The sequence below is a fragment of the Burkholderia sp. AW33-5 genome (assembly GCF_053427615.1).
On the sequence record NZ_JBSAXA010000001.1, the window covers coordinates 390677 to 410373 of the forward strand.

The window sequence follows — 19697 nt, forward strand, 5'->3', positions numbered from 1 at the left end:
CGCGGCCGAATGCACGGCGAAGCCTGACGCGGGCTGCCGCGTCGTCGCTTGCCGCTCACCGTCCGCAGGCATGCGCATGATCGCGTCGCCACGCCGTCGCGCGTTGCTTGCCGCCGGCCTCGGCATGCTTGCCGCACCGTCGCTGGTGCGCGCGAAGCCGCGCACGGTGCGGATCTCGAAAGGCTATGGCGTGCTGTACCTGCCGCTGCTCGTGATGGAGAAGCAGCGCCTGTTCGAGCGTCACGCGGCGCGGCACGGCCTGCGCGAGGTCGCGGTCGACTGGGTGCTGCTCGACGGCGGCAATTCCGTCAACGACGCGATGATGGCCGGCACGCTCGATTTCGCGGGCGCCGGCGCGCCGGGCTTCATCGAGCTGTGGGCGCGGGCGCGCGGGATCCCGAACGTCGAGGTGATCGGCATCAGCGGCATGTCCACGACGTCGCTGTCGCTCAATGCGAATCGGCCGGGCCTCGCGTCGCTGCGCGACTTCACGCCGTCGGACCGGATCGCCGTACCGGGCATCCGCACGTCGCTGTCGGCGGTCGTGCTGCAGATGGTCGCGAGCCGGCAGCTCGGCGCGAAGCATTTCGCGCAGCTCGATTCGATCACCGTGAACCTGCCGCATCCGCAGGCGATGCAGGCGCTGATCCGCCGAGAGAACGGCGTCACCGCGCACTTCACGTCACCGCCGTTCTCGACGCTCGAGCTGCGCCAGCCGGGCATTCATCGCGTCGTGAATTCGGTCGACGTGCTCGGCCCGCTGACGCTCGACGTCGTGTTCGCGCCGAAGCGGCTCGTCGACACGGAGCCCGCGCTGGCCTCGGCATTTCTCGGCGCACTCGACGAAGCGAACCGCCTGATCGCGCAGGACCCGCGCGCGGCGGCCGCGCTGTATGCGGCCTCGTCGGGCGTCGGCGTGTCGCACGACGACGTGATGCAGATGCTCGCCGCGCCCGACACGCGTTTCTCGGTGCGGCCGAACCAGCTGATGGACTACGTCGAATTCCTGTATCTCGCCGGCACGATCAAGGCGAAGCCGCGCGCGTGGCACGAGATGTTCGCGCCGATGCTCGACGACTACCGAACCGGCTGACCGTCGCCGTCCGCCGCCGAACCCCGATTTCATCGAACACCCCTGCGCCCGCGCGTGCATCGCGCGCGGCGCCGATTCAACCGACAAGCAACCGATTCACGGAGGAGCCCGCAGTGAATACCACCGAAACCCTGGACCCCGCGTCCGCCGAAGAGCAGCGCGTCATGTCGAAGATGGCGCGGCGCCTGATGCCCATCCTCGTCGTGATGTTCCTGATCGCGTTCATCGACCGGCAGAACGTCGGCTTCGCGAAACTGCAGATGGTGCACAGCCTCGGGATGACGGAGGCCGCGTTCGGTCTCGCGTCGTCGCTGTTCTTCATCGGCTACCTGCTGTTCGAGGTGCCGAGCACGCTCGCGCTGCATCGCTACGGCGCACGCGTGTGGCTCGCGCGGATCATGCTGACGTGGGGCCTCATCACCGTGCTGATGGGCTTCACGACGTCGATGCCCGCGTTCTGTTCGCTGCGCTTCCTGCTCGGGATCGCGGAGGCCGGCTTCTATCCGGGCGTGATCTATTACCTGACGCTGTGGTTTCCGCAAAGCTACCGCGCGAAGGTGCTCGGCATCTTCACGCTCGGCAGCGCGCTCGCGAACATGCTCGGCTCGCTGGTCGGCGGCGTGCTGCTGAGCCTGAACGGCGTGTGGGGCCTCGCGGGCTGGCAGTGGGTGTTCGTGGCGACGGGCATCCCGGCCGTGATCGTCGCGATCATCGTGTTCCGCGTGCTGCCGGCGTCGTTCCGCGATGCGCCGTTCCTCGACGAACGCGAGAAGCAGATCGTCGCGGCCGCGCTGGAGCGCGAGAAGCCGGCGAAGGCCGAGCACGCGCAGCCGTGGAAGGCGCTGCTCGATCCGCGCGTGATGCTGTTCGCGGCGACCTACATGCTGATGTCGACGTCGTTGTACGGCGTCACGTACTGGTTGCCGACGCTCGTGAAATCGTTCGGCGTATCGAGCAGTACGAACGGTTTGCTGAGCATGCTGCCGTGGGCGCTCGCGGTCGTGCTGCTGCTGTGGCTGCCGTCGAAGCTGCGCCGCGCGAAGAGCATCCTGCGCACGATCGCGATCGTCGCGGCGCTCGGTGCGCTCGGCTTCCTGCTGAGCCTCGTGCTGCCGTCGACGCCGCTGCGCTTCGTCGCGCTCGTGCTCGGCGGCGCGTGCATTCCGCTGCTGTATCCGTGCTTCTGGTCGATGCCGCCGCGCTACTTCACCGGCGCGCGTGCGGCGGCGAGCGTCGCGGCGATCAATTCGATCGGCAACCTCGGCGGCTTCTTCAGCCAGAACCTGATGCCGTTCGCGGGCAAGGTGACGGGCACTGCGTTCGGTCCGATGATCGTGCCGATCGTATGCCTCGCGCTGCTCGGGATCGGCGCGCTGGTTGCGTGGACGCGTTCGGAGCGGGGGATGGTGGCGGTGCGGGCGTGAGCGGCGCGGGACGCATCGGGGCCGCGGTTCCGCGCGGTCCCGGCTTCCGTTCCGATTCCCGCAGCGGTATTCCGCCGTTGCTGCTTCACCCTTATCCCTCCGTGGGCGACGCCCCCCGTTCGTCATGCGCGATCGCCACATGCGCAGCCGCGACCGGAATGTCGACCTCCACCGTGGTCCCTTCACCGAGCGTCGTATCGATTCGCAGCGTGCCGCCGACGAGATACGCACGCTCGCGCAAACCGACCAGCCCGAACGATCCCGACTTGCGCGGCGCGCCGGGATCGAATCCCGCACCGTCGTCGCGAATCGTCAGCGCGATCGTTTCGTCACGATAAACGAGCGCCACGGTCGCGCTCGACGCGGCCGCGTGCCGCGCGACGTTCGCGAGCGCTTCCTGCGCGATGCGGAACACGGCCGTCGCATACGGTTCGTCGAGCTGCAATTCGCCCGGCTCGACGTGCAGCGCGCACGCCATGCCGTGACGGTGCCGGAAATCCTCCACGAGCCATTGCATCGCGGCCGCGAACCCGAGGTCGTCGAGCATCAGCGGGCGCAGGTCCGACGCGATGCGCCGCGTGGCCGTCACCGCGCCGCGCGCGAGCGCATGCATTGCCGCGATCTTGCGCGCCAGCGGCGCATCGTCCTGCGGCACGTGATCGAGCAGCCATTCGAGATCGTTCTTCAGCGTCGCGAGCGTTTGCGCGAGTTCGTCGTGCAGTTCGCGCGCGATGCGGCGCTGTTCGGCCTCGCGTGCGCTCGCGCTGATCGCCGCGATCTCGCGCAGCTCTTCGCGCGATGCCTGCAGCGCGCGCTCCGCACGCACGCGCTCCTCGACTTCGCGCCGCAGGTCGCGGTTCGACGCGCTCAACTGCGCGGTGCGCGCCGCGACGCGCTGCTCGAGCCGTTCGTTCGCCTCGTTGAGCTGCGCGCTCTTCTGCACGACGAGCAGGTGCTGATAGCGCGCGCCGGCCAGCGCGCGCACCGTCTGCGCATGCAGCCGGCCGTTCTCGAACAGCAGCGCGAACAGCACGACGCCCGACGCGACGAGGCCGTAGGTCCGCCCCGCGTAGAAGCCCAGGTCGAAGCGTCCGTGGTTCAGCATCGAGGACAGCGCGATATCGAACAGCCACGCGACGAGCACGATCATCACCCACAGGTCCAGCACGGAATGACGGCGCCGCTGCCGCCACATCAGCACGAGCGCGGCGAGGTTCAGCGCCCAGACGACCGCGATCGCGTTCGTCATCGTCGAGGCCATCCGGTTGCCGTGCATGATGCGCGGCAGCAGGTCGTGGCCCGCGGTCGCGAGCAGCGCGAGCGCGGCGGTCGCGCCGGCCGTCAGGACGATGCAGAGCAGGAGCGGAATCGTGGCGCGACGCTGCTCGAGCGACGGCGGATGCGCGCGCGGCGCCGCGCGCAGCAGCGCGTAAGCGACGACCGCCAGCGGAAAGCCGCCGTGCCAGAACAGATAAAGCCATGCGGTGGTCTGTTCGCCCGCGCCGAGCAGGCCCGTCGGCGTGAACAGCCCCGGAAAGGTCAGCATGTGCGTGCCGGCCATGAAGCCCGTGAACAGGTAGCCGACGGCGAGCGCGAGCAGCGATTTCTCGCGCAGGATCGCGTACTGGCCGAGCAGCAGGCCGGCCGTCACCATGTCGTTGACGACGATCGCCGACTGGTACACGGGGATGAAGCCCCACACGCGGGCAAGCGGCATGCCCGCGAACGGCGCGAGGGCGACGAAGATCAGGGCCGACACGACGACCGTCGCGATCGCGAGCCGCCGCTCGCGCCGCTCGGGCGGCAGCGACGACATGAACAGGCGCGACGGCTCCGACGTGTCGTCGTCGTCATCGGCCGCGGCCGGGCGGAAGCGGAATGCGGGCATCATGCGTCGTCGACGCCGAGGTCGAGATCGTGGCGCATCGCGTAGCGCACCAGCGCGGCTTCGTGCGGCAGCTCCATCTTCTCGAGGATGCGCGTCTTGTAGGTGCTGACCGTTTTCGCGCTCAGCGTGAGGTCCGCCGCGATCCGCGTGACCGTCTGGCCCGCGACGATGCGGCGCATCACGTCGAGTTCGCGCTCGGACAACCGCTCGTGCGGCAGCATTTCGGACGGCGCGCGCATCGTGCGCGCGAGGCTTTCGGCCGCCGACGCGCTCACGTACACGCCGCCGGCCGCGACCTTGGTGACGGCCTGGACGAGCTCGGCGGTCGCGCTGTCCTTCGTCAGGTAGCCGGTCGCGCCGGCCTTGAACGTGCGCGCCGCGTACTGCGTTTCCGCGTGCATCGTCAGCACCAGCATGCGCAGCGATGGCGCCTGTGCCTTGACCAGCCGGATCAACTCGATACCGGTCGGCGCGGGCATCGACAGGTCGAGCAGCAGCACGTCGGCGGCGCGACGCTCGGCCAGCGCGAGCGTGGCCGCGCCGTCGCTCGCCTCGCCGACGATCTCGAAACCGCCGGCCGTTTCCAGGATGTGACGCAGTCCGTCTCGCATGACTGCGTGATCGTCAGCCAGAATTACCCTGATCATCTAGCGGTCCTCTTCGGGATGACGCCGCGGGCTGCTGTGCCGGTTGTCGCCGCGGCGGTTCTTCTGACCAATATATGCCGCCGAAACGGGAAATGGTGCACCTCCGGAACATTTTTGAGACACCTGGGTATCGAATGTGTCTTGAAGCGAAATAATCGTCGTGAAATGGGACGGGCGGTAGGGGCAGGCGGGGAGGGTATTCCCGAGGAATCGTCGCGGTCCGGCGGACGGCGTGTCTCGCGGACCACCCTGATTCGGAGATAAACTGGTGCCTGATTGCACCGTCCAGACCCGAGGAGCCGCCGCGATGATCGATCTTGCCGACATCCTGCCGTCCGCGTTGCCCGACGCCGTCGCGTGGGCCGACGCGCAGGCCGCCCACGGGCTCGCGCGGGGCGTGCCGCTGACGCCCGCGCAGGCCGACGACGCGCGTGTCGTGGGCGTCGCGCAACCGGAGCGGATCCGCGTCGTGGTCGCCGACCGGCTGCCGTTCCCCGACACGCCGGCGCTGGGCGCCATCGCGCGCGACACCGGCCTGCTGGCGCCGGGGACGATCGGCCTCACGCTCGGCCATGCGGTGTTCGTGCTGCGCGGCCACGACACGCGACGCCTGCTCACGCACGAATTCCGCCATGTGCATCAGTACGAGGAAGCCGGGTCGATCGGCGCGTTTCTCGCGCGCTATCTGCACGAGATCGCGACCGTCGGCTACCACGACGCGCCGCTCGAGGCCGACGCGCGGCAGCACGAATTCGACTGACGCCGCCGGCCGACGCGAACGCGCACACACTCCGATGAACCTTCCTCACGCCATCGCCGGCCCGGTGCGGACCTGTCGCGCCGCCACGCTGCGCGGCCCGCGATGAGCGGCACGATCCACACGTGGCTCGGTGCGATCGGCGCACACCCGGCGCTGGTGCTGGCGATCGTGTTCGCCACCGCCTGTGCCGAGGCGATCGCGTTGATCGGCACGGTCGTGCCGGCCGGCGCCGTGATGTTCGCGGCCGGCACGCTGATCGGCGCGGGTGCGCTCGACGGCTGGACGGCCATCGGCGTCGCGGCCGCCGGCGCGATCGTCGGCGACGGGATCAGCTACGAACTCGGACGCCACTACCGCGGCGCGATCCGAAATGGATGGGTCCGGCTGGGCTACGCGGATGCCTACGCGCGCGGCGAGCAGTTCGTGCTGCGCCACGGCATGAAGAGCATCGTGCTCGCGCGCTTCCTCGCGCCGGTGCGCGCGGTCGTGCCGGTGGTGGTGGGGTGCGCGACGCTGCCGCGCCGGTCGTTCTATCCGGTCAACGTCGTGTCGGCGCTGATCTGGGCGCCGGTGCACGTCGCGCCGGGCATCCTGTTCGGCGCGTCGGCGGTGCTGGCCGCCGCGATCAGCGTGCGGGTCGCCGCGATTCTGCTGGTGATCGCCGCGCTGGTCGCGCTCGTGTGGATCGGCGTGCGCGTCGCGCTGCGGCGCGGCTGGCCGCTGCTGCACCGCGCGCTCGTCGCGGTCATGTACGCGTGCATCCGCCGCTGGCCGCGGTTCGGCGCGCGGGTGCACGACACGTTCGTGCACGTGCGCCGCCTGCCGGGCGCGGTGCCCGTGTTCGCGCTGCTGTTCGTCGGCTGCGTGTGGCTGTTTGCCGGCATCGTGCAGGACGTCGTCGCGAACGATCCGCTGATGCACGCCGACATCGCGCTGTATGCGTTCCTGCAGAACCTGCGCACGCCGCCGGTGGACGCCGCGATGCGCGCGCTCGCGGTGCTGCACGGACACGATACCGGGTTGATCGTCGCGGCCGCGTTTCTCGTCTGGCTGATGATCCATCGCTGCTGGGTGACGTCCGCATGGTGGCTCGCGACGGTTGGCATCGCGGTCGTGCTCGTGCCGGCGTTCGGCGCCGGCTCGCCCGGCACGATGCCCGCGAGCCTGCCGCCCGGCGCGCTGCACGTGCCGCTGCCCGACGCCGATGCGGCGTTCGCGATGCTCGCGAGCAGCGGCATCGGCTGGGTGCTGACGCGCGACCGGCCCGCGCTGTGGCGCATCCCGGTCGTGACGGCGGTCGTGCTGTGGATCGTGCTCGGTGGTTTCGCGCGGCTGTACGTCGGCGATACGTGGCTGTCGGGTCTGCTCGGCGGCTGGAGCCTCGGGCTCGCGTGGTTCGCGATGCTGGCGGGCGCCTATGCGTACTGGCGCGTGCGCGAGCATGTGCAGCCGCGGGGCGCGCTGGTCGCGGTGCTCGTCGTGCTCGCGACGACCGGCGTCTGGACCGTGCCCGCGCAATGGCAGCTTGATCGCGCGGCGCGTCCGCACGTGGGCGACGTCGTCGCGATGACCGTCGATCAGTGGATGCACGGCGGGTGGCAGCGCGTGCCGACGCGGCGCACCGAGATCGGCGGCGATCGCGAGGAATATCTGCCGCTGCAATGGTGCGCGACGTCGGACACGCTCGATCGCCATCTTTCGCTGGCCGGCTGGCAGCGCGCGACGCCGTGGTCACCCGCCACGGCACTGCGCTGGCTGCTGCCGCAGGCGCCGGCCGATGCGCTGCCCGTGCTGCCGCGCTACACGCATGGCGAAAGTACGCGCCGGGTGTTCGTGCGTGTCGATCCGGCCCGTCCGGACAGCCGCCTCGTATTGCGGATGTGGCGTTATCCGTACGTGCTGCAGGATGCGCTCGGCACGCGGCCGCTGTGGTACGGCGCGCTGTATCGCGAGACGCTGCATCGGCCCGCGCGACTGATGACGATCGTGCGCACGACGACCGTCGACGATACGGCGACGATCGCGCAGGCGCTGCAGGTCGAGCCGACGGTCGAGCGGCCGCCGGCCGGGACGAGCACGGCGCCGGCCGAGGTGCTGCTCGTGTGGATGGTGCAGCCTTGAAATGCGTGCGGCGCGTCAGGCGTGCGCCGGTTGCGCGGGGACGACGGACAGGCGCAGGCCGACGGTCTTGAGTACCGCGAGCAGGGTTTTCAGCGTCGGGTTGCCGTTGGGCGACAGCGTGCGATACAGCGATTCGCGGCTGATGCCGGCTTCGGCCGCGACCGCGCCGAGCCCGCCGTAGGCTTCCGCGACGGTGCGCAGCGCGAGCAGCGCGGCCGCGCGATTGTCGGGATCGTCGAGCGATTCCATCGCGACGCGCAGATAGGCCACCGCGAGCTCGCGATCGGCGCCGAGTTCGGCGACTTCCGCGTCGTGGTGCGATACCGAGCCTTTGAGCTTGTTCATGCTTGCCTCCGTTTCCAGTTCAACCAGTGTTCCTTCGCATGCCTGATGTCGTCGGGTTGGCTGTGCTTGTCGCCGCCGCACAACAGCAGCACCAGCGCGCCGCCGTACCGGCCGAAGTACACGCGATAGCCGGCACCGACGTGGATGCGCAGTTCGATCACGCCTTCGCCGACGGGCTCGCAATCGCCGAAATTTCCGGTCTGTATGCGGCGCAGGCGCTCGCGAATCCGCGCCTGGACGACCTTGTCGCGCACGGCGTTCAGCCATTCGGTGAAAGGCTCGCGACCGTCGTCGCGCTGATAGCGAAGCAGTTCGAACTTGGAGAGCATTGTAACTTATAAGCTACATGAGGGGGGTGGATATCGAGGTGATTGCGCTGTTTGTCCGGTGAGGCGGATGAAGTGAAACGCGCACGGGTCGATTGCCGAATCGAGACGAAGCACGACGTGAAGGCGGTGCGCGGGATTGCCTGCGGTGCCTTCGTGCTCGGGGTTTCAGGCGGTGAGACCGGTCGCCCGAACGAGGATCATTCTTTCATTCGGGGCGTGCGATGACGATTCGGCCGAACGGCCGATTTCACCGGCGCGTACGGGAAACGCGCCGCGCGGGGAGAAGCCGAGCGGCTCGGCTTCAGCGACCTGTCGAGTTTCTCGCAGGCGTTCGAGCGATGGTATGGTGTGCCGTCGGGCACTTGTCGCAGCGGCCTGCTGCGCGACGGCGGCCCGCACTGACGCCGTGTCGCGCCACGCGCGCCGATCCGCACGTGCGCACTCCAAAATCCCTTCACGAGAGAACCCGCATGATCACGCTTCGCCCGATGACCGAAGACGATTTCCCCCGCTTCTGGCCCACGTACCACGCGATCGTCGCCGCGCAGGAGACCTATGCATTCGATCCGGCGGCGACGCAGGAGGCCGCTCGCGCGCTGTGGCTCGACGCGCCGCTTTGCACGTGGGTCGCCGAGGAGGATGGCGTGCTGCTCGGCTCGTACTACCTGAAGGCGAATGCGGCCGGGCCCGGCAATCACGTGTGCAACTGCGGGTATATGGTCAGCGAGGCCGCGCGCGGCAAGGGCGTCGCGCGCCTGATGGGCGAGCACTCGCAGCAGGTGGCGCGCGAACGCGGCTTTCTCGCGATGCAGTTCAATTCGGTGGTCGCGACGAACGAGGTGGCGGTCGCGCTGTGGCAGAAGCTCGGCTTCGAGATCGTCGGCCGCTTGCCGCGCGCGTATCGCCACGCGCGGCTCGGCTTCGTCGACTGCCTGGTGATGTTCAAGTGGCTCGGCGACACGGCCGCCGCCGAAGCCTGATTCTCGACGGTCAGACGGCGAACGCGCCGTCGAACACGATCCGCTCGTCGAATGCGAGCGTGCCGCGCGCGAAGATCAGGTCGAGGTGGTGGCTGCCGTTCGCGCCGCCGCCGAGGCCGAGATGCAGCCCCGGATGGCGTTCCTCGAACCCGGCGTTGCGGCCGTACAGCGCGCGGATGCCCAGGTTCGTGCCGATGCCGAATTCCTCGATGCGCCGGTGATTGTCATGCCGGTCGAGGTACGACGCGAAGTCGCGCCGGAAGCCCGCGTCGTCGCTGTCGAAATCGACGATCAGGCTGTCTTCGACGTGCAGCGTCGCGAGCCGCTCCGTCACGCGGTACTTGATCGCGAACGGCACGGTGCCGAGGAACGTGCCGCTGAATACGATCGAGCCGCGCAGGTCGGTGACGTGCGTTGCGATCTCGCCGGGCACGACGTCGAGATTGCCCATCCCGTCCACGCTCGTCCATTTTTGGTCCGGCGAAAGCGAGCCGGTCAGCGTGTTGCCGGCTTCGTCGATGAAGTGGATCCGCGATGCGCGCGCGGCCGCTTCGATCAGCCGGCCGTTGCGCGCGGCGATGTCGTCGAGCGATTCGGCGAACGCTTCGTCGAGATGCGGGCCGTAATCCTTGAACAGTACCGACTTGCTCCAGTGCTCGACGATCGCGGGACGGATCGCGGCCAGGAACGGCGGGCCGCTCGGCGACGGTGTCGGCAGGCATGACGAGTCGTACAGCAGTACGAACAGATCCGCGTGCGCGAGCGCGCTGGCGATGTCGGCGGGCGGGGTGGTTTCGAGGCAGAGGGTCGTCGCGTCGAGCGAGTCGGGCAGGGCGGAAAACGCGCGCAGCGCGATATCGCGATTGCGGGTGTCGTAGCCGACCAGCAGTTTGCCCGTTTCGCCGCGTGCGAGCTTGTCGCGCAGCGCCGGGTGACAGCCGAGCGCGCGGTGCAGGTTCAGCATGCGTGTCTCCGGAAGCGGCGGAAGGGCCGTGGCCCTTCCGCGAGAACGGGCTGGCCGCTCAGACCGGCCAGAGCGCGGTGCCGAACGGCACCACGGCATCCTCGACCATCATGTCGACGGCCTCGGGGTGCGTGTCTTCCTGCATCCAGTCAAGCAATTCGATCTGCCGGGTTTCCTGCATGTCAATTCTCCTGTGATGAACATGAGCGATTCAACATGAAAGCGCGGTAAATGGATCACCGCCACTCGTCCGGAATTTTTTGAATACCGGACGAGTGGCGTCGATATTAGTCTGACGATTTCGCGAATGCAATGCGTTGCGCTGTTTTTAGCTGTGGCGTGCTAAACAAGCGGGTTTTCTGCATATCTTGCGATCAAGACGAATGAATCGGATCGTGAAGGCCATCCATTATTTTTTTAATATCGCGTCCGTTAATGATGAATTGACTTTTGTGCTTTATTTAAATTTGAAGCGCAATCGCGTCGATCGTTTCGATTTTCACCATTCACGAACGATGCGCGCACGGCCAACGTCCATGCGAGCTGTCCGCCAGCCGCCGACGAGCCGGCTCCGGCGGTTGCACCGATTTTCTGGCACCATCTGACGACTTCGCGTGCGGGCCGCCGCCGCGCGCGCACCGCCATCCCGGCGGCACGATTCGAACCACGATGGAGACACCGCGATGCGCGCAGCGCCGCAACCGGAGCACGCCGGCCGAGCACGGCCGGATGCACGCGCCACCGAACCGGACCGGATGGCCGCCTGGCGGCTCGCGATCTGCCTGTCGCTCGGCAGCGCGATCGCGCTTGGCCTCGCGCGCTTCTCGTATGCTTTGCTGCTTCCGCCGATGAAATCCGATCTCGGCTGGAGCTTCGCGCAGGCCGGCGCGTTGAACACGGCGAACGCGGCCGGCTACCTGATCGGCGCGCTCATCTTCCCGTTGCTGTCGCGGCGCTGGCGCGCCGGTACGCTGCTGGCGGCCGGCTGCGGGCTGACCGCGGTGCTGATGGCCGCATGCGGGTTCACGTCCGGCATGAACGCGCTGCTCGTCGAGCGGCTCGCAACGGGCGTCGGCAGCGCGCTGATCTTCATCAGCGGCGGCGTGCTGGCGGCGCGGCTCGCGTCCGCGTCGCCGCGCGATGCGGGGCTGCTGCTCGGGCTCTATTACGGCGGCACGGGGTGGGGCATCGTCGCGTCGTCGCTGCTCGTGCCCGCGACGCTCGTGCATCGCGCGCACGGCTGGCAACCGGCGTGGTTCGCGCTCGCGGTCGCGTGCGTGCTGTTCTCGGCTGTCGCCGTGGCGGCGGCGCGTCGCATCGAGCAGGCGCACGCGGCACCGGCCGTGCGGCGCGACGGCGCCGCGCCGGCGGCCACCGCGAGCCCCGCGCGCTTCGCGCTCGCGCTCGCGGGCTACGGACTGTTCGGCGTCGGCTACATCGGCTACATGACGTTCATCGTCGCGCTGCTGCGCGGCGCGGGGATGAGCGGCGCGGTCGTGTCCGCGTTCTACGTGATGCTCGGCGTCGCGACCGTCGTGTCGGCGCGGTTGTGGTCGGGGCTGCTCGACCGGATGCGCGGCGGCCAGGCGCTGGCCGCGCTCAATGCGTTGCTCGGCGTCGCGACGCTGATGCCGGCGCTGTTCGTGCATCCGGCGGCCGCGTTCGCGTCGGGCGTGCTGTTCGGCGCGACGTTCCTGTCGGCGGTCGCGTCGACGACCGCGTTCGTGCGCCACAACCTGCCGCCGGAAGGCTGGGCGAAGGGCATCAGCGCGTTCACGACGATCTTCGCGTTCGGGCAGATCGCCGGGCCTGTCGCGATCGGCTGGGTATCCGACAGCGCCGGGCTCGCGCGCGGGCTCGTGTATTCGGCGCTGACGCTGTTCGCGGGCGCGGCGCTCGCGGCCGGGCAGCGCGCGTTGCGGGGGGCTACGTAACGCGCACCGCCGCCCCGGTCGAATCCGCAGAGAAAGGGGAGTGTCGTCACTCCCGCACATGATGGTCGAGGCGCGCGCCGGCGCCCGTTACCGCTCGATCTGCCGGTTCCAGCGCGTGTCCCACTGCGCGCGGCGCGCGTTGATCGCCGTCCAGTCGACCACCGTCACCTTGCGCACCAGGTCGTCGACGCTGCCGAGGCTTTGCTGCATCGTGGCCGGCATCTTCGCGAGGCGGTTGGTCGGGATCTGCTTGCCGGCCTCGGCCGCCTTCGTCTGCGCGGGCGCGGACAGCAGGAACTGCGCGAGCTTCTGGGCCAGTTGCGGATCCGGGTTGTTCGCGACCACGCACAGGTCGACGAGCAGCAGCACCGGGCCTTCCTTCGGGTTCGCATACGCGACCGGAATGCCCTTGTCCTGCAGGTCGCCGACGCCGGTCGGCGTCAGCGGGAACAGGCCGGCTTCGCCGGTCTGCACCATCTCGGAGATCTTCGCCGAGTTCGGGATGTACTCGACGACGTTCGGCCCGACCGTGCTCGCCCACTTGCTGAAGCCGGGCTCGACGTTCTGTTCGCTGCCGCCGAGCAGCCGGTTGATCGCGAGAAATCCGTGCAGCCCGAACGTGCTGCTCGACGCGGACTGGAACACGACCTTGCCCTTGTATTTCGGATCGGCGAAATCCATCCACGACGTCGGCGGCGCCCAGCCTTTTTCCGCGAACAGTTTCTTGTTGTATGCGATGCCGGTCATCCCGAGCTGCACGCCCGCGCCGACGTCGTCCTTCATCCGCGCGAACGGATACAGCTCCTTCAGCACCGGAGAATCGTCGAGCTTCTGGCATACGCCGAGACTCACCGCGCGCGCCATCACGCCGTCGTCGAGAAACGCGACGTGGATCTGCGGCTTGTTGCGGTTCGCGAGCAGCTTCGCGAGCACGTCCGACGACGTGCCGGGCACGACGACGACCTTCACGTTGTTCGCCTTCTCGAAGTCGGGCAGCACCTGGCTCGTATAGGCCTTTTCCATCGGGCCGCCGTTCATGCCGACGTAGATCGTCTTCGTTTGCGCGAACGCGGGCGCGCCGGCGCCGGCGATGCAGAGGGCGGCAGCCGCCGCGATCGTTCCGAGCAGTTTCATCGTTGGGTCTCCTCTTGACGGAAAGGGGCGGTCGGCGCGGCTTGGCGGAAGAAGCGGCCGATCGAGAATGCATCGAGTGGCGTGGCGGTTTCGCCCGTCGTGACGAGATCGGCGAGCACCTCGCCGACGCCCGGCGCGAGCAGGAAACCGCCGCCGGAAAAACCGAACGCATGCAGCAGGTTCGGCGTGGTGCGGCTCGCGCCGATGATCGGGTTGTGGTCGGGCGTGCAGCCTTCGACGCCGCTCCACGTGCGGATCAGCAGCGCGTCGCGCAATGCGGGCAGCAGCGCGCACGCATCGCGCATCACCGCGCGTGTCGTATCGACCGACGGCTGGCCGAATTCGCCGTCGCCGCGGCCGCGCCCGCCGCCGATCACGCAGTTGCCGCGCGCGACCTGCCGCGCGTACACGCCGCCGCCGTACACGCCGAGGTTGTGCGTGATGAACGGCGGCAGCGGTTCGGTCACCCACATGTTCGGGTAGATCGGCTCCATCGGCACGGCTTCGCCGAAGCGTTCGGCGATCGTGTTCGCCCATGCGCCGGCCGAGTTGATCAGCCACGTCGCGGCGCATGCGCGGTCGCCGGCATGAAGGTGAAAGCGCGTGCCGTCGTGCCGGACCGCGTCGACCGGCGTGTGCTCGAAAACGTCGGCGCCTGCCGCGCGGGCTGCGCGCGCGAACGCGGGCGACACGACGCGCGGGTTCGCATGCCCGTCGGTCGCGCACAGCGAGCCGCCGACCGCCGCGCGGCCGAGCCACGGATAGCGGCGACGGAACGCGTCGCCGCGCATCACCTGCAGCGGCAGGCCGTGCTCGCCGGCGAGCGCCGCGTAGGCATCGAGTGCATCGAGATCGGCGTTGCTGCGCGCGAGCCGCAAGTGGCCCGACACGACGAATTCGCCGTCGATGCCGATCAGCTCGGGCAGGCGGTCCCAGATGCGCCGCGCGCGCAGCGCGAGCGGCAACTGTTCGGCCGGGCGGCCCTGGCAGCGCACGCCGCCGTAGTTCACCCCGCTCGCCTGTGCGCCGCAGTCGCGGCGTTCGAACAGCGCGACGCGCAAGCCGCGCCGCGTCAGCGCCAGCGCGGCCGATGCCCCGACGAGCCCGCCGCCGACGATCGCGACGTCGTAGTGGCGAAGTTCACTCATCGCGCGCCTCGTCGGGAATCGCCGCGACTTCGTCGCCCGCGAGCGCGGCGGAAATCGGAAACGGCTTCACGGGTGGTTGCGCGCGCAACCGACCGACATCCGCGAGCGAGCGGCCGGTTTCGGCGGCGAGCACGAGCGCGGTCGCGTCGCCGCACATGCGGCCCTGGCAGCGGCCCATCCCGGCGCGTGTCAGCGCCTTCAACCGGTTCATCTCGGTCGCTTCGCCGCCGCGAATGCAGCGTCGCAGCGTACCCGCGTCGACTTCCTCGCAGCGGCATACGATCGTGTCGTCCGGGCAGCGCGCGACGAGTGCGGCGGGCGGCGCGAATGCGGCTTCGAGGCCCGCGCGGAACGCGCCGAGCCGGACGAGCCTGCGTTCCAGCATCGCCGCATCGGGTTTGCCGGAACGCGCACGCGACGGCGTTTCGATGCCCGCATCGTCGAGTAGCGCCAGCGCCGCGCGTCGCCCGGACGCCTCGGCCGCGTCGGCGCCTGCGATGCCGGCACCGTCGCCCGCGACGTAGATGCCGCGCACCGACGTGCGGCCGGCCGCGTCGCGTTCGGGCAGCCATGCGCGGTTGAGCGGATCGAAACGGAACCGGCAGCCGGCGAGATCCGCAAGCTGCGTTTCCGAACGCAGCCCGAAGCCGAGGCCGAGCGCGTCGCAGTCGAGCCGCCGCGGCGGCGCGTCGCCGCCGGCCGCGCGCCATGCGATTCCCGTCACGTGTTGCTCGCCGAGCACGCGCTCGAGCGTGACGCCCGTTTCGATCGCGACACCGTGCGCGCGCAGCCAGCCGATGTAGTACAGCCCCTTCGCGAAGGTGGACGGCATGCGCAGCAGGGCCGATGTCGCGGCGGCCTGCTGACGCAGCGGACTCGTGTCGAGCACCGCCGCGACCTGCGCGCCGGCTTTCGCGTATTGATAGGCGACGAGATACAGCAAGGGTCCCGTGCCCGCGAACACGATGCGGCTGCCGATCGCGCAGCCCTGCGCCTTCAGCGCGACCTGCGCGCCGCCGAGCGTGTAGACGCCGGCGAGCGTCCACCCCGGCACCGGCAGCATGTGATCGGTCGCACCGCTCGCGACGATCAGGTGCGAGAACGGCACGGTCGTCTCGCGGCCGTCCTGCAGCGTGTCGACGCGGCCCGCGCCGCACGCCCACGCGAGCGTGTTCGGCCGGTAATCGACGTGCGGCAGCAGCGCGGCCATGGTCCGGTGCACGGCATCGGCCTTCGCGGCCTCGAAGCCGTACAGCACGCGCTTGCCGCGCGCGAACGCGCCGTCGGCCGGCGGCTGACGATAGATCTGCCCGCCCCAGCGCGCGTTCTCGTCGATCACGACGGGGCGCAGCCCCGCGTCGACCAGCGCCTCGGCCGCGCGTACGCCGGCCGGCCCCGCGCCGACGATCACCGGTCGCAACGCGTCGTTCATGATGCCTCTCCGGCTGCGGCGGGCTGCGCGCCGGTGAGAATCCGCATGCCGTCGACGATCGGCGTCGAGCATGCGCGCACGCGTGCGCCGGCCTCGGTGCGCACCCAGCAGTCCTGGCACGCGCCGATCAGGCAGAAGCCCGCGCGCGGCTTGCCGCTGAATTCGCTCACGCGCACGCGGCGCTGCGCGACGAGGATCGCGGTGAGCACGGTGTCGCCGGCGAGCGCGTGCGCGGGGCGACCGTCGAGCGTGAACGCGACGGCGGCGCGCTCGCGTTCGGCGACGCGCACGAACTGCGCGCCGTCGTCCGCGATGCCGGTGGAACGGGAAACGGAAGTCGTCATCAGTGTTGGCCGATCAGGATGCGGTTCAGGCCGTATACGCGATCGAGCAGCAGCATCGCGCCGGCGGTGATGAAGATGACGAGCGCCGATACCGACGCCATCATCGGATCGATCGATTCGGTCGCGTACATGTACATGCGCACCGGCAGCGTGACCGTCTGCGGCGACGTGACGAAGATCGACATCGTCAGTTCGTCGAAGCTGTTGATGAACGCGAGCAGCCAGCCGCCGGTGATGCCGGGCACGATCATCGGCAGGGTGATGCGGCGGAACGTCGTCCACGGATCGGCGCCGAGCGAGCATGCGGCCTGTTCGATGCTGCGGTCGAGACCGGCGACGGATGCGAGCACGAGCCGCATCACGAACGGCGTGATGACGATCATGTGCGCGAGCACCAGCCACGCGAACGAGCCGGTCGCGCCGATCAGCGCGAAGAACCGCAGCAGCGCGATGCCGAGCACGAGGCCGGGGATCACGAGCGGAGACAGCAGCAGGCCGTTCAGGAACGCACGGCCGGGAAACGCCGCGCGGCCGATCGCAAGCCCGGCGGGCAATGCGATCGCGAGCGACAGCGTCGCCGACGCGAATGCGAGCTTCACGCTGTTGGCGAATGCGGTGACGAAGTCCGGATAGTCGAGGATCGCGCGGAACCAGCGCAGCGACAGGCTATGCGTCGGCAGCGTCAGCGTTTCGTCGGGCGTGAACGCGACGAGCACGACGATCACGAGCGGTGCGAGCACGAACAGGATCACGAGCGTGTGGAACGCCAGGGCGAAGGGGCCGTTCTTTCTCATCGGGAAGCGCCTCCGAGGCTGCGCGCATAGCGGCGTTCGAGCACGCGGTAGTAGGTGAGCATCACGACGAGGTTCGCGACCAGCAGCAGCACCGCGATCGTCGCGCCGAGCGGCCAGTTCAGCGAGCCGAGGAATTCGTCGTAGACGGCGGTCGCCGCGACCTTCAACCGGCGTCCGCCGAGCAGGCCCGGAATCGCGAACGCGCTCGCCGACAGCCCGAACACCATCAGGCTGCCGGACAGCACGCCCGGCATCAGCTGCGGCACCACGATGCGGCGCAGCGTCGTGAACGGCGACGCGCCGAGCGACAGCGCCGCGTGCTCGGTCTGCGGATCGAGCCGCTGCAGCGCGGTCCACACGGGGATCACCATGAACGGCAGCATCACGTGCACCAGCGCGATCACGATCGCGAACGTCGTGTATTCGAGCTTGTACGGCCCGAGACCGACGAGCCCGAGCGCCTGGTTCACGAGCCCGCTCGTGTTGAGCAGCATGCTCCAGCCGAACGCGCGCACGACGACCGACACGAGCAGCGGCGCAAGGATGACGAGCAGGAACAGCGAGCGCCACGGGTCGCGCATTTTCGACAGCACGTACGCTTCCGGCGTGCCGATCGCGACGCAGATCGCGGTGGTCAGCGCGGCGATGCCGAACGTGCGCGCGAAGATCGTGTGGAAGTACGACGAGCCGAGCACCTCCGCGTAGTTGCCGAGCTGGAACGCGGCGATCGGGCCCGTGGCCGGATCGTAGCGGTAGAACGTGAGCGCGAAGGTCATCGCGAGCGGCACGAGCACGAGCGCGGCGAAGAGCAGGAACGCGGGCGCGCACATCAGCCACAGCGGCGCATGGGCGCGCCACGACGCGCGCAACGTGCGGCCGCCGGCGGCGCGTTGCGACATGGCATCGGCGGCGGATGCGGGCACCGCCGATTGCGCGCGCGCGGCCGGCGCGCCGTCGGTCGGGAGCGGTCGGGCAGGCTGTCCCATTCAGGCCTCCCGTCGCATCACGCGCACCGCGTCGCTGTGCCAGTCGACGCCGACCGGCGCACCTTCCGCGAGCGGCTCCGCCCCTTCGTTCTGACAGCAGACGAGCACTTCGCCGAGCGCGCTGTCGACGCGGTACAGCCACTGGCTGCCGAGGAAGAAGCGGCTCGTGACGGTCGCGGCGAAGCGGCCCGCGCCCGGCGCGCACAGGCGCAGTTTTTCAGGACGGATGCACACGGATACGGCGTCGCCGATGCGCACGTCGCGCTCGCGCGCCGGCAGGTGCGCGGTGCGGCCCGTCTCCGCGAGATCGTGGCCGAGGTCGATGCGGATCGCGTCGCCGTCGTGCGCGACGATGGTGCCGGGCAGCAGGTTCGCCTTGCCGATGAACTGCGACACGAAGTGGTTCTCCGGGCGTTCGTACGCGCGGTACGGCGTGTCGGTCTGCGTGATGCGGCCGGCTTCCATCACGACCACGCGATCGCTGATCGACAGCGCTTCCGATTGATCGTGCGTGACCATGATCGTCGTCGTGCCGATCTTGCGCTGGATCGCTCGCAGTTCGAACTGCATCTCCTCGCGCAGCTTCGCGTCGAGGTTCGACATCGGCTCGTCGAGCAGCAGCACCGGCGGTTCGATCACGACCGCACGCGCGATCGCGACACGCTGGCGCTGGCCGCCGGACAGCTCGCGCGGAAAGCGGTGCGCGAGCGCATCGAGACGCACGAGCGCGAGCGCCGCGCGGATGCGCTCGGCGCGCTCCGCCTTGTCGACGCCGCGCATGTCGAGGCCGAAGCCGACGTTCTCCGCGACGCTCATGTGCGGAAACAGCGCATAGCTCTGGAACACGATGCCGAGCCCGCGGCGGTTCGGCTTCATGTGCGTGATGTCCTGACCGTCGAGCGCGATGCGGCCGCGCGTGACGTCGACGAAGCCGGCGATCATCTGCAGCGTCGTGGTCTTGCCGCAGCCCGACGGCCCGAGCAGCGACACGAATTCGCCTTGTTCGACCGACAGGTTGACGTCGGCGACGGCCGTGAGCTCGCCGAACGATTTCGTCAGATCCGTAAGCGTGAGAAACGACATGGGGAACTCCGGGTTCGCACACCGGATGGCCGGTGCGTCATTGACGCGGACTCTAGCCAGCCATATTTGGGAGCGTCAATTTCGAATTCTGCTCAGCGGGATGAATTTCTGAAAAATTCCATTGATCGGAATGGTTTGGGGCATCCCCGGAAAATCGTTCCGTTGAGTGAAGGCGGCCGAGGCGATGAAAAGCGCGCGTCAATCCCGTGCACACCCGGATGCCCGACGCATTTCGGCGGCACGACAATGGCGGCTGGCGTATTCCGTTCACTGAAATCATCGAGGAGAACT

At 69.2% G+C, this 19697-nt stretch carries 19 protein-coding genes and 1 pseudogene; 7 read left to right on the forward strand and 13 right to left on the reverse strand.

Translation table 11 applies throughout. The features are described 5' to 3' along the window. The first annotated feature begins 76 nt into the window (after window positions 1-76). Both ACV22V_RS01825 and ACV22V_RS01830 read left to right on the forward strand, forming a co-directional pair. Window positions 77-1093, forward strand: a complete 1017-nt coding sequence (locus ACV22V_RS01825; protein WP_448012828.1) for an ABC transporter substrate-binding protein — start codon at window positions 77-79, stop codon at window positions 1091-1093. Between the two features lie 113 nt (window positions 1094-1206). Then, a complete protein-coding gene (locus tag ACV22V_RS01830) occupies window positions 1207-2517 on the forward strand; it encodes an MFS transporter (protein WP_448012829.1) in 1311 nt (436 codons plus the stop codon). Between the two features lie 91 nt (window positions 2518-2608). Here the strand turns inward: ACV22V_RS01830 and ACV22V_RS01835 are convergent, their stop codons facing one another. Together ACV22V_RS01835 and ACV22V_RS01840 are read right to left on the reverse strand one after the other, a co-directional pair. Continuing rightward, window positions 2609-4408 carry a sensor histidine kinase gene (locus ACV22V_RS01835; protein WP_059690331.1) on the reverse strand — a complete coding sequence of 600 codons (1800 nt, stop codon included), beginning with the start codon at window positions 4406-4408 and terminating at the stop codon, window positions 2609-2611. After that, window positions 4405-5052 carry a response regulator gene (locus tag ACV22V_RS01840; RefSeq protein WP_448012830.1) on the reverse strand — a complete coding sequence of 216 codons (648 nt, stop codon included), beginning with the start codon at window positions 5050-5052 and terminating at the stop codon, window positions 4405-4407. The genes ACV22V_RS01835 and ACV22V_RS01840 overlap by 4 nt, the downstream gene beginning before the upstream one ends. A gap of 307 nt (window positions 5053-5359) precedes the next feature. On the opposite strand from ACV22V_RS01840, the gene ACV22V_RS01845 reads away from it, so the two are divergent. Together ACV22V_RS01845 and ACV22V_RS01850 are read left to right on the forward strand one after the other, a co-directional pair. Then, complete coding sequence (locus ACV22V_RS01845; RefSeq protein WP_059532049.1) at window positions 5360-5812, forward strand: hypothetical protein; 453 nt, start codon at window positions 5360-5362, stop codon at window positions 5810-5812. A 102-nt stretch (window positions 5813-5914) separates the two neighbouring features. Further along, window positions 5915-7933: an LssY C-terminal domain-containing protein gene (locus ACV22V_RS01850; RefSeq protein WP_448012831.1), complete on the forward strand. Its 2019-nt coding sequence runs from the start codon at window positions 5915-5917 to the stop codon at window positions 7931-7933. Between the two features lie 15 nt (window positions 7934-7948). Here ACV22V_RS01850 and ACV22V_RS01855 read toward each other — a convergent pair whose 3' ends face one another. Next, window positions 7949-8278: an addiction module antidote protein gene (locus ACV22V_RS01855; protein WP_059532042.1), complete on the reverse strand. Its 330-nt coding sequence runs from the start codon at window positions 8276-8278 to the stop codon at window positions 7949-7951. After that, window positions 8275-8607 (reverse strand): type II toxin-antitoxin system RelE/ParE family toxin, encoded by a 333-nt coding sequence (locus ACV22V_RS01860; protein ID WP_059702790.1) that lies wholly within the window; start codon window positions 8605-8607, stop codon window positions 8275-8277. Before ACV22V_RS01860 ends, ACV22V_RS01855 begins: the two co-directional genes overlap by 4 nt. Window positions 8608-8892: 285 nt before the next feature. Between ACV22V_RS01860 and ACV22V_RS01865 the strand changes: the two are divergent. Both ACV22V_RS01865 and ACV22V_RS01870 read left to right on the forward strand, forming a co-directional pair. Then, window positions 8893-9009, forward strand: a pseudogene (locus ACV22V_RS01865) (AraC family transcriptional regulator); the annotation flags it as partial. A 68-nt stretch (window positions 9010-9077) separates the two neighbouring features. Further along, window positions 9078-9587: an N-acetyltransferase family protein gene (locus tag ACV22V_RS01870; RefSeq protein ID WP_448012832.1), complete on the forward strand. Its 510-nt coding sequence runs from the start codon at window positions 9078-9080 to the stop codon at window positions 9585-9587. 10 nt (window positions 9588-9597) lie between these two features. On the opposite strand, the gene ACV22V_RS01875 is transcribed toward ACV22V_RS01870, so the two are convergent. Then, window positions 9598-10551 (reverse strand): hypothetical protein, encoded by a 954-nt coding sequence (locus ACV22V_RS01875; RefSeq protein ID WP_059702784.1) that lies wholly within the window; start codon window positions 10549-10551, stop codon window positions 9598-9600. Between the two features lie 58 nt (window positions 10552-10609). Next, entirely contained in the window at window positions 10610-10732 is a 123-nt protein-coding gene (locus ACV22V_RS01880) for a hypothetical protein (protein ID WP_006752127.1), read from the reverse strand. Between the two features lie 502 nt (window positions 10733-11234). Between ACV22V_RS01880 and ACV22V_RS01885 the strand changes: the two genes are divergently transcribed. After that, window positions 11235-12485, forward strand: coding sequence for a YbfB/YjiJ family MFS transporter (locus ACV22V_RS01885; protein ID WP_448012833.1), 1251 nt, complete (start codon window positions 11235-11237; stop codon window positions 12483-12485). 87 nt (window positions 12486-12572) lie between these two features. On the opposite strand, the gene ACV22V_RS01890 is transcribed toward ACV22V_RS01885, so the two are convergent. From ACV22V_RS01890 to ACV22V_RS01920, 7 genes are read right to left on the reverse strand one after another with little or no spacing between them, the layout of a single operon-like run. Beyond that, window positions 12573-13619: an ABC transporter substrate-binding protein gene (locus ACV22V_RS01890; RefSeq protein ID WP_059690326.1), complete on the reverse strand. Its 1047-nt coding sequence runs from the start codon at window positions 13617-13619 to the stop codon at window positions 12573-12575. Next, a complete protein-coding gene (locus ACV22V_RS01895) occupies window positions 13616-14767 on the reverse strand; it encodes an NAD(P)/FAD-dependent oxidoreductase (RefSeq protein WP_448012834.1) in 1152 nt (383 codons plus the stop codon). The genes ACV22V_RS01890 and ACV22V_RS01895 overlap by 4 nt, the downstream gene beginning before the upstream one ends. Continuing rightward, on the reverse strand, window positions 14760-16199 hold the full coding sequence (locus tag ACV22V_RS01900) for an FAD-dependent oxidoreductase (RefSeq protein ID WP_448012835.1): 1440 nt from the start codon (window positions 16197-16199) through the stop codon (window positions 14760-14762). The genes ACV22V_RS01895 and ACV22V_RS01900 overlap by 8 nt, the downstream gene beginning before the upstream one ends. Continuing rightward, window positions 16196-16543 (reverse strand): (2Fe-2S)-binding protein, encoded by a 348-nt coding sequence (locus tag ACV22V_RS01905; RefSeq protein ID WP_059702776.1) that lies wholly within the window; start codon window positions 16541-16543, stop codon window positions 16196-16198. The genes ACV22V_RS01900 and ACV22V_RS01905 overlap by 4 nt, the downstream gene beginning before the upstream one ends. Continuing rightward, window positions 16543-17337 carry an ABC transporter permease gene (locus ACV22V_RS01910; RefSeq protein ID WP_448012836.1) on the reverse strand — a complete coding sequence of 265 codons (795 nt, stop codon included), beginning with the start codon at window positions 17335-17337 and terminating at the stop codon, window positions 16543-16545. The genes ACV22V_RS01905 and ACV22V_RS01910 overlap by 1 nt, the downstream gene beginning before the upstream one ends. Then, window positions 17334-18323: an ABC transporter permease gene (locus ACV22V_RS01915; protein ID WP_448012837.1), complete on the reverse strand. Its 990-nt coding sequence runs from the start codon at window positions 18321-18323 to the stop codon at window positions 17334-17336. Before ACV22V_RS01915 ends, ACV22V_RS01910 begins: the two co-directional genes overlap by 4 nt. Next, window positions 18324-19406, reverse strand: a complete 1083-nt coding sequence (locus tag ACV22V_RS01920; RefSeq protein ID WP_059532006.1) for an ABC transporter ATP-binding protein — start codon at window positions 19404-19406, stop codon at window positions 18324-18326. Window positions 19407-19697: the final 291 nt, after the last annotated feature.

Bases quoted from the DNA above. Each gene is read 5' to 3' on its own strand.
- ACV22V_RS01825 (WP_448012828.1), top strand. From the start codon at position 77: ATGATCGCGTCGCCACGCCGTCGCGCGTTGCTTGCCGCCGGCCTCGGC.
- ACV22V_RS01835 (WP_059690331.1), bottom strand. From the start codon at position 4,408: ATGATGCCCGCATTCCGCTTCCGCCCGGCCGCGGCCGATGACGACGAC.
- ACV22V_RS01840 (WP_448012830.1), bottom strand. From the start codon at position 5,052: ATGATCAGGGTAATTCTGGCTGACGATCACGCAGTCATGCGAGACGGA.
- ACV22V_RS01845 (WP_059532049.1), top strand. From the start codon at position 5,360: ATGATCGATCTTGCCGACATCCTGCCGTCCGCGTTGCCCGACGCCGTC.
- ACV22V_RS01850 (WP_448012831.1), top strand. From the start codon at position 5,915: ATGAGCGGCACGATCCACACGTGGCTCGGTGCGATCGGCGCACACCCG.
- ACV22V_RS01855 (WP_059532042.1), bottom strand. From the start codon at position 8,278: ATGAACAAGCTCAAAGGCTCGGTATCGCACCACGACGCGGAAGTCGCC.
- ACV22V_RS01860 (WP_059702790.1), bottom strand. From the start codon at position 8,607: ATGCTCTCCAAGTTCGAACTGCTTCGCTATCAGCGCGACGACGGTCGC.
- ACV22V_RS01870 (WP_448012832.1), top strand. From the start codon at position 9,078: ATGATCACGCTTCGCCCGATGACCGAAGACGATTTCCCCCGCTTCTGG.
- ACV22V_RS01875 (WP_059702784.1), bottom strand. From the start codon at position 10,551: ATGCTGAACCTGCACCGCGCGCTCGGCTGTCACCCGGCGCTGCGCGAC.
- ACV22V_RS01880 (WP_006752127.1), bottom strand. From the start codon at position 10,732: ATGCAGGAAACCCGGCAGATCGAATTGCTTGACTGGATGCAGGAAGAC.
- ACV22V_RS01885 (WP_448012833.1), top strand. From the start codon at position 11,235: ATGCGCGCAGCGCCGCAACCGGAGCACGCCGGCCGAGCACGGCCGGAT.
- ACV22V_RS01890 (WP_059690326.1), bottom strand. From the start codon at position 13,619: ATGAAACTGCTCGGAACGATCGCGGCGGCTGCCGCCCTCTGCATCGCC.
- ACV22V_RS01895 (WP_448012834.1), bottom strand. From the start codon at position 14,767: ATGAGTGAACTTCGCCACTACGACGTCGCGATCGTCGGCGGCGGGCTC.
- ACV22V_RS01900 (WP_448012835.1), bottom strand. From the start codon at position 16,199: ATGAACGACGCGTTGCGACCGGTGATCGTCGGCGCGGGGCCGGCCGGC.
- ACV22V_RS01905 (WP_059702776.1), bottom strand. From the start codon at position 16,543: ATGACGACTTCCGTTTCCCGTTCCACCGGCATCGCGGACGACGGCGCG.
- ACV22V_RS01910 (WP_448012836.1), bottom strand. From the start codon at position 17,337: ATGAGAAAGAACGGCCCCTTCGCCCTGGCGTTCCACACGCTCGTGATC.
- ACV22V_RS01915 (WP_448012837.1), bottom strand. From the start codon at position 18,323: ATGGGACAGCCTGCCCGACCGCTCCCGACCGACGGCGCGCCGGCCGCG.
- ACV22V_RS01920 (WP_059532006.1), bottom strand. From the start codon at position 19,406: ATGTCGTTTCTCACGCTTACGGATCTGACGAAATCGTTCGGCGAGCTC.